Source organism: Flavobacterium frigidimaris (assembly GCF_002217275.1).
Lineage (GTDB): Bacteria > Bacteroidota > Bacteroidia > Flavobacteriales > Flavobacteriaceae > Flavobacterium > Flavobacterium aquidurense.
On sequence record NZ_MUGV01000022.1, the window covers coordinates 142,298 to 154,353 of the forward strand.

At 34.2% G+C, this 12,056-nt stretch carries 6 protein-coding genes; all 6 read right to left on the reverse strand.

Features of this window, described 5'->3' with window-relative positions; translation table 11 throughout:
* Positions 1–42: 42 nt before the first annotated feature.
* The gene (gene gyrB, locus B0A65_RS14210; protein WP_074656585.1) at positions 43–1,983 is read right to left on the reverse strand and encodes a DNA topoisomerase (ATP-hydrolyzing) subunit B; all 1,941 of its coding nucleotides are present in this window, start codon (positions 1,981–1,983) and stop codon (positions 43–45) included.
* Between the two features lie 358 nt (positions 1,984–2,341).
* Positions 2,342–5,077: a M16 family metallopeptidase gene (locus B0A65_RS14215; RefSeq protein WP_074656582.1), complete on the reverse strand. Its 2,736-nt coding sequence runs from the start codon at positions 5,075–5,077 to the stop codon at positions 2,342–2,344.
* Between the two features lie 346 nt (positions 5,078–5,423).
* Entirely contained in the window at positions 5,424–7,040 is a 1,617-nt protein-coding gene (asnB, locus tag B0A65_RS14220) for an asparagine synthase B (RefSeq protein ID WP_074656581.1), read from the reverse strand.
* A 285-nt stretch (positions 7,041–7,325) separates the two neighbouring features.
* Positions 7,326–9,002, reverse strand: coding sequence for an asparagine synthase B (asnB, locus tag B0A65_RS14225; protein WP_074656579.1), 1,677 nt, complete (start codon positions 9,000–9,002; stop codon positions 7,326–7,328).
* A 485-nt stretch (positions 9,003–9,487) separates the two neighbouring features.
* Positions 9,488–9,937 carry a hypothetical protein gene (locus tag B0A65_RS14230; RefSeq protein ID WP_074656577.1) on the reverse strand — a complete coding sequence of 150 codons (450 nt, stop codon included), beginning with the start codon at positions 9,935–9,937 and terminating at the stop codon, positions 9,488–9,490.
* A 163-nt stretch (positions 9,938–10,100) separates the two neighbouring features.
* A complete protein-coding gene (locus tag B0A65_RS14235) occupies positions 10,101–11,852 on the reverse strand; it encodes a TonB-dependent receptor (protein WP_074656574.1) in 1,752 nt (583 codons plus the stop codon).
* Positions 11,853–12,056: the final 204 nt, after the last annotated feature.

Here is a 12,056-nt window from a genome sequence, read left to right on the forward strand (position 1 = left end):
TAAATTTAAACAATTAAACGAATTGAAGGCTAAACTTTTTTATTATGCATCGATATTTGCGTAAACAGCATTTTTCTCGATAAATTCTCTACGTGGTGGTACTTCATCCCCCATTAACATTGAGAAAACCCTGTCAGCTTCAGCCAGACTATCAATCGTTACCTGACGTAAAGTTCTGAAGCTTGGATCCATTGTAGTTTCCCATAATTGCTCCGCGTTCATCTCTCCAAGACCTTTATAACGTTGGATAGCTGCACTTCCCCCCATTCTTTCATTCGCCTGATCACGCTGAACATCATTCCACGCATACTCTTTTTTATTTCCTTTTTTAACTAAGTATAAAGGCGGAGCTGCGATATAAACGTGACCTTCTTCAATCAACTCTTTCATGAAACGGAAGAAGAACGTTAGTATTAAAGTAGAAATGTGACTACCATCGACATCGGCATCACACATGATGATTACCTTATGATACCTTAGTTTTTCAAGATTTAAGGCTTTGCTGTCTTCTGCAGTTCCAATCGTAACTCCTAAAGCAGTAAAGATATTTCGAATCTCTTCGTTTTCGAATACTTTATGATGCATCGCTTTCTCAACATTCAAAATCTTACCACGCAAAGGCAAAATCGCCTGAAAGTTACGATCACGACCTTGTTTTGCTGTTCCACCAGCCGAATCTCCCTCGACAAGGTAAACCTCACATCTTGCAGGATCCTGCTCAGAACAATCTGAAAGTTTTCCTGGCAATCCACCGCCGCCCATAACGGTTTTACGTTGCACCATTTCACGTGCTTTTTTAGCAGCGTGACGGGCCTGAGCCGCTAAAATTACTTTCTGGATAATGATACGGGCATCATTTGGATTTTCCTCCAAATAATTCTCTAACATCTCTCCAACTGCCTGAGAAACCGGAGAAACTACTTCTCTGTTTCCAAGTTTAGTTTTGGTTTGTCCTTCAAATTGAGGTTCAGCCACTTTTACCGAAATAATAGCAGTCAATCCCTCACGGAAGTCATCTCCCGCAATTTCGAATTTCAACTTATCCAACATTCCAGAAGCATCTGCGTATTTTTTAAGGGTTCTTGTCAAACCACTTCTAAAACCTTGTAAATGCGTTCCTCCTTCGTGAGTGTTAATATTATTTACGTAAGAGAAAATATTCTCTGTATAACTTGTATTATAAATTAAGGCAACTTCAACCGGAATTTCACCTTTTTCATTATCCATGCTGATAACGTGAGAAATAATTGGCTCACGGTTTCCATCTAAATAACGAATATATTCTTTAAGCCCTTCATCAGAATGAAAAACTTCAACTTTAAATTCACCTTTATCATCAACTTCTCTTTTGTCTGTAAAAGTAATTGTGATTCCTTTGTTTAAGAAAGAAAGCTCACGCATACGAGCTGATAAAGTATCATAAGAGAACTCTGTAGTCTGAGTAAAGATGGTATTATCAGGATAAAAAGTCTGACGTGTACCTCTTTTATCTGTTTCTCCGATTTGTTTTACCGGATATAATGATTTTCCTCTTTCATATTCTTGTTCGTAGATTTTACCGTCTCTAAAAACAGTAGATTTCATATGAACTGAAAGTGCGTTTACAACCGAAACCCCAACACCGTGCAAACCTCCGGAAACTTTATAAGAATCTTTATCGAATTTACCTCCGGCACCAATTTTAGTCATTACAACCTCAAGTGCAGAAACTCCTTCTTTTTTATGTAAATCAACTGGAATACCACGACCGTTATCTTCAACTGTTACCGAACCGTCTTCGTTAATTGCAACACCAATAGTATCACAATGTCCCCCCATCGCCTCATCAATAGAGTTATCAACAACCTCGTAAACCAAATGATGTAGCCCTCGAACCCCTACATCTCCAATATACATCGATGGACGCATTCTTACGTGCTCCATTCCTTCTAATGCCTGAATACTATCTGCTGAATAATTGTTCTTCTTGATTTCTTCGCTCATATAATTTATTCTAAAAAATGTAATTATTGTCTAACACGCAAATATATAAAAACGCAAATTATATATCAGTTAAAATCCCATTTAAAGCACTTAAGTTATTAACACAATTGTGTGAAAAATCAAAAAATAAATTCCAAATTCCAAAAATTAGCCTCTTTAAAAAAACAAATTCCAAATTCTTTGAAAATATTCCTAATTTCAAGAATAGAAATAACACAAAAATCAAATGATGAAAAATCCAAATTCTAAAAAATGAAAAATCCGAAACAACAAAATGTCATTTCGGATTTGGATTTTAATATTAAATAAACTCAATACAATTGGAATTTGAAATTTATAAAATTTGGAATTTTTCTATTTATAGTTTTTTTGTAAAATCTCCCGCATACACAGAAGTCATTTTATCCAGGCTTAAATATTTCTTCAAAACTGCATTAACTTCTTCTACTTTTAATGCTTTAACTTTGTTCTCTAAGTCATCATAATCTTCCAAAGGAACGCCATATTGCAAATAGGTATTTACAAGACTCATTAAAGTATCATCACTTCCTAATCTTGTTTTTCTTTCGTTCTGCCAGCTAACCAGGTTTGATTTTAGCTCTTCGGCAGTAAAACCATCTTTTAATGCTTTTGCAATTTCTTCTTTTGCAGCCGTTTCAACTGCATTCTTTTTAGTCGGATTTAAAAAAGCATAATACGACCATGAAGCAACATCATTTGTAATAGGCACATCAATAAATGAACCTGCACCGTAACTGATTCCTTCTTTTTCTCTTAATCGCATTGGAATTCTTGCGCTTAAAAAACCTCCGCTTCCCAATATTTCATTAGCCATTACAAATGCGGGATAATCGGCACTGCTTTTGGTCATTTTAAAACTAATTCTACCAAGCGCTACAGCATTTTCTTTATCCGGAGTTATAAAATCCTTATCCAGTATTTTTGTTTCAAAATAAGTAGGTTTGGCCAATTCATATTTTGATTTAGAATTCCATTTTCCGAAGGTGTTTTCTAAAATCTCAACTGTAGATTTTGCTTCCAAATCCCCTACTACACTTCCAACACCATTATTACCTCCCAGAATAGTAGCATAAAAATCAACTATCTCCGTTTGTTTTATCTTTTTAAAAGCATCAATCTGTTCCTGAATTGTTGGTGTATAAAAAATACTTGCTTTATCATATTTTGTAGTCTCTCTCGAAAGCTCTGTAAAAGCAACTGTTTGAGGATCATTAAGATTAGACTCCAAATAAGTATTATAATCTGTAATTGTTTTAGTCAGCTCATTTTGTGGAAAAGTAGAATTAACGAGCAAATCATTTAAAATCTCCATTACTTCTTTAAAACTTTCTTTATAAGTACTAATGTTAATCGACAAAACCTGCCCTGAAAAATTAAAATAAATACTAGATTTTAATTGATCTAATCTATCCTGAATTTGCTCTTTTGTTCTGGTTTTAGTTCCGGTTTTTAATAATTGCGCCAAAATTCCGCCTGTATCTGTTTTACCTGCTAAATCCTTTTCATTACTAACTGGGAATTTAAAATTAGCCTGAACTTTACCTCCTTTTATTTCTTTTTTTATCAAGCCGTATTTTGCTCCGTTACTTAATTTACCTTCAACAAAATTCTGTTTTAAATTTTTAATAGAGGCTTCAAATGCGGCTGCTTCTTTTTCTAAGGCCTTACCTTTGTAATCTTTAGTTAAAGTAACTAATTGCTCATCTGTATATTCAACAGATTTTACTCTTTGCTCCTCTTTTGAAGGAATAAATATTCCAACCGTTCTATTATTACTTCTGAAATATTTCTCAGCAACTCTTTGAATATCTTCTTTTGTTAACTTTTCGACAGCATCTCTATACAGGTAACCCAATCTAAAATCTCCGGCACCAATAATTTCTGTTAGATTAATTGCAAAAGAAATAGTGTTATTCTTAACACCTTCAATTTGCTTGATAATCTTTGCTTTGGCTCTGCTTACGTCCTGATCTGTATATAAAGTCGTTGGTATTTTATCTAATTCTGTCCTTACGATATCTCTTGTAGCCTTAATATCTTTGTCATTAGGAACGGCGACTCCAAAGTACATAAAGCTTGCATCTCTAACATTTGGCTGCCAGGCATACAAACTTGAAACTTTTTGGGTTTCAACCAAAGTTTTATACAAATAACCTGATGGATCAGAAGTCAAAATTTCTCCCAAAGCGTCAATCGCAGCAAAATCTTTATCTGCATAGGGAACCGTATGATACAAAGCACCCACATTTTTACTATCCCCCGCTCTGTTAAGCTCTACGAATTTTTCTCCATCCTGGGCTGGTTCAAGTGTATATGTTTTATCTAAAACTCTTTTTGGTCTTGGAATAGCTCCTAAATATTGCCCAACATACTGCAATGCTTTTTGCTCATCAAATTTACCTGCGATAATTAAAGTTGCATTGTCTGGCTGATAATATTTTTCGTAAAAAACTCTAAGCCTGTTTGCTTTAACTCTTTCAATATCTTCCTTACTTCCAATAGTACTATTCCCGTAATTGTGCCACAAATAAGCTGTTGAAAGAATTCTTTCCTGCAAAACACCATCCGGATTATTTTCACCTATTTCAAACTCATTTCGTACTACTGAAAATTCCTTATCAAGATCTGTTTGTAAAATAGTAGCATTGATCATTCGGTCAGCTTCCATTTCAATACTCCACTTTAAATTTTCATCATTTGATGGAAAAACTTCATAATAATTAGTTCTGTCTAACCAGGTTGTTCCATTGGCCGCTCCTCCTTTATCAGAAAGCATTTTTTTAATGTCTCCGAGATTTTTAGTACTTTTAAAAAGCATATGCTCCAATAAATGCGCCATGCCTTTTTCTCCGTAACCTTCGTTTCTGGAACCTACACTATAAACGATATTGACCACCATATTGCTTTGAGAAGCATCTGGAATCAAAAGAACTTTTAATCCGTTGTTTAAAGAATATTCTTTAACACCTTCTACATTGGTAATGTATTTTGGTATTTCAGATTTTTGAGCGTATACTGAACTCAAGGAAACAAATGAGCAGTACAGAATTCCACTTAGTAATAGTTTTCTCATAGATGGTTAATTATTTATTAATTGTTCTTGGTAACCAAATATAGTATTTTTCTTAATTACAATAAAGTCTTATTAACTTACTTTTAGCGATTTACCTTAAAACTAAATTCCAAATCTTTTAAATCCCAAATTCCAATTACTGCTCAGAACTAAAGTCCAAATCTTAAATTCCAATTACTGCGAAAGAAATCCAATCTTTATCGAGAAGCACCGGACTCAAATTCCAATTACGAGCATAAAAAAATCCGAAATGAATACATATCATTTCGGATTTTATATTTTTTTAATTCTTAAATTCTCTTTTGGAATTTAAAAATTGGAATTTGGAATTTCTTTTTTGGAATGTTTAAATCACCACCCCAGATTTCGAAATCTCTGTATCTGCTTTTACGTGTGCTGAATTTGCTCTACCACTTGGATCCTGGTTGTCCTGCCATTTAGGAATCCATTTGCGTACTGTTTGAGCAGCACTAACTTGTGGATAATATTTATGAAAAATCGATCTGTAAAAATAAGCCTCCTTTGTTGTTGGTGAGTTGTATGGAAACTCAGCAGCAGCTCCAGCCAATTGTTCGTCTGAAACCTGAGTAGCGCAATATTCGATCAATTCATCAACCCAATTGTATCCAACTCCGTCTGAAAACTGTTCTTTTTGTCTCCATAAAACTTCTGTTGGCAAATACGGATTTTCAGGAGTATCAAATGCTTTTCTTAAAATATATTTCTCAATACCATCATGCGTTTTTGGCTGTTTTTCTTCCGTTTTAATTCGGATGGCAACATCTAAAAAAGCGGTATCTAAAAATGGAATCCTGGCTTCAACACCAGTTGCCATTGTTGTTTTATCAGCGCGTAATAAATCAGCAGTAAACAATTTCTGAACTCTTTCAATTGTTTCATCCTGAAATTCTTCTGTTGATGGTGCATTTCTAAAATACAAATGGCCACCAAAAATCTCATCGGCACCTTCCCCTGAAAGAATCACTTTAATTCCTTTTTCACTTATTGCTGTCGACAACAAATACATTGGAACTCCGGCTCTAACAGAAATGATATCGTATGTTTCAATATGATAAATTACTTTTTCAATCATTTCAACACCTTCTGCAACAGAAAAATGTATTTCATGATGTTCTGTTCCTAAAAATGCTGCGGCTTTTCTGGCTGCAATATTATCTGGCGAATCACTATCTAATCCGATAGAAAAGGAAGGTAGTTTTTTTCCTTTTTCAGCAAATAATCGAGCTGCAATTGATGAAGTCAAAGACGAATCCAAGCCACCTGATAATAAAACCCCCAGCGGAGCTTCGCTCATTAAACGTTTACGGGTAGCTTCGACTAAAGTCTCACGAATCAAATCCAAATCAAGACTTTCAACAGCATTTAAATGATCTTCATATTCAGGTCGGTAATATTTTACGAAACCTGTTTTACCCGTATAATAATGTCCCGGAGGAAAAGTTGAAAATGACTTACACTGATCTGCAATTGACTTCATTTCTGAAGAAAAATAAATCCTTCCTCTTTCATCCAATCCATAATAGAGAGGTTTTACTCCAATTGGGTCTCTTCCGGCAATGTAATCATCACCATCAATAACTACAAAAGCAAAATCTCCATCAAGCATATTACAGAAATTATATCCAAATTCCTCGTACAAATGCACGATAACTTCTGAATCTGATTTTGTTCTAAAAGTATGCTCTTTTAAAACTGTATTTTTTAATTCCTGATAGTTGTAAATTTCGCCATCATGAACCATCCAGGCTTTATTTGTTCCCTGAATAGGTTGTTTACCTGTCTGTAAATCAACAATTGACAAACTTTCATGACAAATAATACTTCCATTCTCCATAATATGCAGATCATTCTCATCAGGCCCACGATGCGACATTCTTTTAGAAAGCTCTTTTACAAGTTGCGGGTCTTTTCCTTTACCAATTACTGCCAATAATCCAGACATACCATTCTATTTTTTTATTATTATTTTACTCACTCCCCTCATGAAGTGAATTAACTTTAAAAACTACTTATAATCTATAGCAAAACTAAAATATTATTTCTCCTTTTTGTTGAGAATCTAACTTACTTCAGTAAATGTCAAATATAAAAAAGAAAGTTAAAATATTAACGAAAAATAATCTTAAAGAGCTGAAATTATGAACTTAATAATTTTAGAGACAAAAAACGTCCTCTAAAAATAGAGAACGTCTTTCTTAATATATACTAATTCTAAAAATTCATTTTTTTATGCTTTCTCGTAAGCATCATCATGCACACTTGCAACCGCTCTACCTGAAGGATCGTTCATGTTTTTAAAAGCTTCATCCCACTCCAGTGCAATTTTTGTACTACAAGCCACACTTGCTTCCTGAGGCACACATAAAGCGGCAGCATCACTTGGAAAATGTTCAGCGAAGATAGAACGGTAATAATATTCTTCTTTTGAAGTTGGTGTTTGTAATGGGAATTTGTATTTCGCATTTGCCAATTGTTCATCAGAAACTGCTTCTCCAACTACTTCTTTCAAAGTGTCGATCCAGCTGTATCCTACTCCATCAGAAAACTGCTCTTTTTGTCTCCATGCTACACTTTCCGGCAACATGTCTTCAAAAGCTTTACGAACTACCCATTTTTCCATTGGATGTTCTTTATTGATCATTTTATCTTGTGGGTTAATGCGCATGGCAACATCCATAAATTCTTTATCTAAGAATGGAACACGACCTTCGATTCCCCAGGCAGCCAAACTTTTGTTTGCACGTAAACAATCGTACATATGAAGTTTTCCTAATTTACGAACGTTTTCTTCGTGGAATTCTCTTGCGTTTGGTGCTTTATGGAAGTATAAATAGCCTCCAAACAACTCATCTGCACCTTCTCCGGAAAGCACCATTTTAATTCCCATTGATTTAATAACTCTCGCCATTAACCACATTGGAGTTGATGCTCTAACTGTAGTCACATCATACGTTTCAAGGTTGTAAATTACATCACGAACGGCATCTAATCCTTCCTGAATTGTGAATTTAATTTCGTGGTGAATCGTTCCGATATGTTTTGCCACAACCTGAGCAGCTGCTAAATCAGGAGAACCTTCTAATCCAACTGAGAAAGAGTGTAATTGCGGATACCAGGCGTCAGTAGTGTCATCAGACTCAATACGCTTTTGTGCAAATTTTTTAGCTACAGCCGAAGTAATAGACGAATCTAAACCTCCGGAAAGTAAAACTCCGTAAGGAACATCACTCATTAATTGTCTGTGAACTGCTGCTTCAAGCGCTTTTTTGATTTCCGGAATACTAGTTTCGTTGTCTTTTACAGCATCATAATCTACCCAGTCTCTTTTGTACCATTGTACAAATTCACCGTCTTTACTTGTCATATAATGTCCTGGAGGAAACAATTGAATTTTTGTGCAATATCCTTCCAAAGCTTTTAATTCAGAAGCTACGTAAAAAGTTCCGTGTTGATCCCAACCAATGTATAAAGGAATAATTCCCATATGGTCACGAGCAATAAAATACTCGTCTTTTTCAACGTCATAAATTGCAAATCCAAAGATTCCGTTCATTTCATCTACAAAGTGAGGACCTTTTTCTCTGTAAAGAGCCAGAATAACTTCACAGTCACTTTCAGTCTGAAAATTATATTTTCCTTCAAATTGTTTACGCAATTCTCTGTGGTTGTATATTTCACCATTTGCAGCTAAAACTAACTTTTTATCTTCTGTAAATAAAGGTTGTTTTCCAGACGCCGGATCAACAATCGCCAAACGCTCGTGAGAAAGAATTGCTTTATCATTACTGTAAATACCGCTCCAGTCTGGTCCACGGTGACGAATGATTTTAGACATTTCTAATACTTGAGGTCTTAAAGTCTCAGCTTTTTGTTTTAGATCAAAGGCACATACGATTCCGCACATAATTCTATATTTTTAATTGTAAATTTCATTTTGATAAGGCAAAGATGCGGTATTGGTTATAATTGAAAAACATAAATATTCATTTCAGTTATAATTTTAAACCATAATTTGATATTTACATACAAAATGTAAAATTTTAACACCAAAAAAAGCCCTGAACTTGAAAATTTCAATTTCAGGGCTAAATGGAGCTATATACACAAGCTTTTAGAGAGATCTTTGAAGTATAATTTGATATTTTAAAGAATCATTGAAAAATATTCAAGGAGAAGAAGAAATAGCAACTTAAAATTATTCTAAGTTCAATATTTTCATTCCGATGAACTAGAAATCCCCGCAAGTAGCTCTACAAAGATTGGATTCTCGTTGCGGAGTCACTTGCGGGGATTGCTTCGCCAATTCACTATCCTTCGTGTCCTCGTTCCCCGGAATGACATACTTTGTGGCTATTTCGCTCTGAAAAAGTTAGTAGAATATTGAATGATTTATTCAACACTCTCAATAGTATAATGCGTCTTATTAATTTCAAATTGAAACCCAACTTTATTCCCCATTAAATGAGAACCCAATGGAGATTGAGGAGAAAGTGCAATTATATTAATTCCGTCAATTGCAATTTTAGGAAGCGCCACACTCAAATACAAATGAATACCGTTAGCTTTCACCAAACTTCCGGAAATAATATTCTCAGTTGTTTTTGAAGCATCAATTTTATCTAAAATAGCTTTTTGAGTTATCGCTTCTTTTAATTTATTGGTCAGTTTTTCCTGTTCGATATGCATCATCGACAAAGCCGTTTCATGCTTATCGCCGGCAGAACCTTTGGCATCGTTTTTAGAATCTTCAGTCAAAGCCGAAATCATGTCTCTAAAAACATCTATTCGGTCCTGAACCATTTGCAAATAATGGGAATGTATTTTTTGTTTGAAAGTCATTTTTTAAAGGTACTGAGGTTCTGAGGTACAAAGGTGCAAAGGTTTTTTTCTTTTGCAATTTTTTTCGCCACGAATTACACTAATTATAAAAAACAAAAATCGCCAAATCTTTAAAAGACTTAGCGAACCTTGCGTAAAAACTTTGCGGCCTTTGCGGTTAAATTTAAAAATCGAATTTATAATTTCCGCCTACTAAAACCTGGAATCCCTGAACAGGGTAATTCAACCATCTTTCGTAAGCCTGATTTCCTATATTATTTAGTTTTAAGAAAAAAGTCAAACGTTCGTTGTATTTATATCCTAAATGCGCATTCGCATCAAAATAACTTTTTAAGGTAACCGGAACGCCAAGTGTTGCAACATCTAAGTTTGTTTGCATATCCTTACGTTCTCCAACAAAGAAAACATTCAGTCCTGCGTACCATTGTTTAGTTATAGTAACATCCAAATTGGAGCTTAATTTCATTGAAGGTAAATTCCACGCTTCTAATCCATCTGTTTTATAACTATTAAAGGTTCCGTTGATTCCAAAAGTAACATTTTTAGAAAAGTCAGCTTTTAACTCGGCATAAAAACGTAATGTTCTTACGTCATCATAAACTACTCCAAACGAATTTCCAAAAGCATAATTCTGGTTATCAAAATTCTCTGTATAATCATTGCTTTTAAACAAAGCTTTGTCTTTTTCGTTTAGATAAGAACCCGACAAATTATAATTAATATTGTTTGCCAATTTCCCTTTTAAACCTGCAAAGACATTATACTGATTACTTGTAGGTCTCATGTTTAAAGTTGGAGATAAAAACGGGTTTTGAGTCACAAAATCAGCATAAGAATTTTGATTTAAGCTACCGTTTACTCCTGTGTAAAAAATCATTAAATCACCTACTAATTTATACGAAGCATTTACCTTTGGATAAATATAGAATTTGTTTCCGCTGTTTTCAGAATCTAATCCATAATATAATCCAGCACCTAATTCTAATGTCCAATCGTTTTCATGAACTACAAAACTTGGCTCGATTCCGAAATTAGTTAAGCTGTATTTTACAGGTTCTAAATTAGTACGATCATAATTATTCTCGAATGATCCACTTACGTGATCAATGATAATATTTGTATTAATCGACTGATCCATAACATCAACTTTGAAAGTTGGCTTCACATAAAAACGATTTTCTGAAGAAGAAAAACTATCTGAAAAATGTGTAAATCTGGTATCAATTTTACTAAAAATCCCTTCATTAAATTCTATATTTCCGCCTAAAGAGATCGTGTTATAAGAGTGATTCGGATTAATTCCTCTAATCAAATCTTCCTGCGTTTCCGGAGGCAAAGTCATTCCAAAATCAGTTGGCAAACCGTACCAATTGTACACTTGATTTTGATATCCTAAATCTACTGCCCATGACATATCACGATTGTTTACACCATAACCAACATTCAAAGCTGTATCATAAAATTCATCATTCAGATTTACATCTTTAATTCCGCCCTGAGAAGAATGATGACGCAACATTCCGGCCACATAATCATTGTTTCCTAAGTCTTGTGTTACAAATAATTCAGCATTCAAAGTCCCATAATTTCCAACGCCAAGAGTCGCATAATTATTGAACAATCTTTCCTTTTTTGATTTCTCAACACCTGCAGCATTTCCTTTTGAAGGAGTAAAGGTCGATGCAACAGGAACAGACAAAATGCTATATTTAATAGTCTCTTTTGGCTGATTTCCAGAATCGTCAAGCGAAGGAGTTTCTTTCACTTTAAAAGCATCTGATATGGTTGGCGAATAAGGCTTTACCACATTTACCGTTTCTGTTCCTATGCTTTCATTTTTCTTTTGAGCAAACGAAAGCTGAACTAGAAACAACAGCAGTAAAATGATTATTTTATTTTGGCTTTTAATTTTCATACTTATTTATTTTTTTAGAGAAAACTTTAGAGAAAAGAACAAAGAATAAAGAGAAAAGACTTCCAATCTTTGCTTTCCAATCTATGTTCTATGTTCTATGCTCTATGTTCTATGCTCTATCCTCTATTTTCAATTTTCTAATATCTTTCTTCTTGGCTCTTGGCTCTATTTTCTAAAATCTATATTCTATTCTCTATTCTCTAT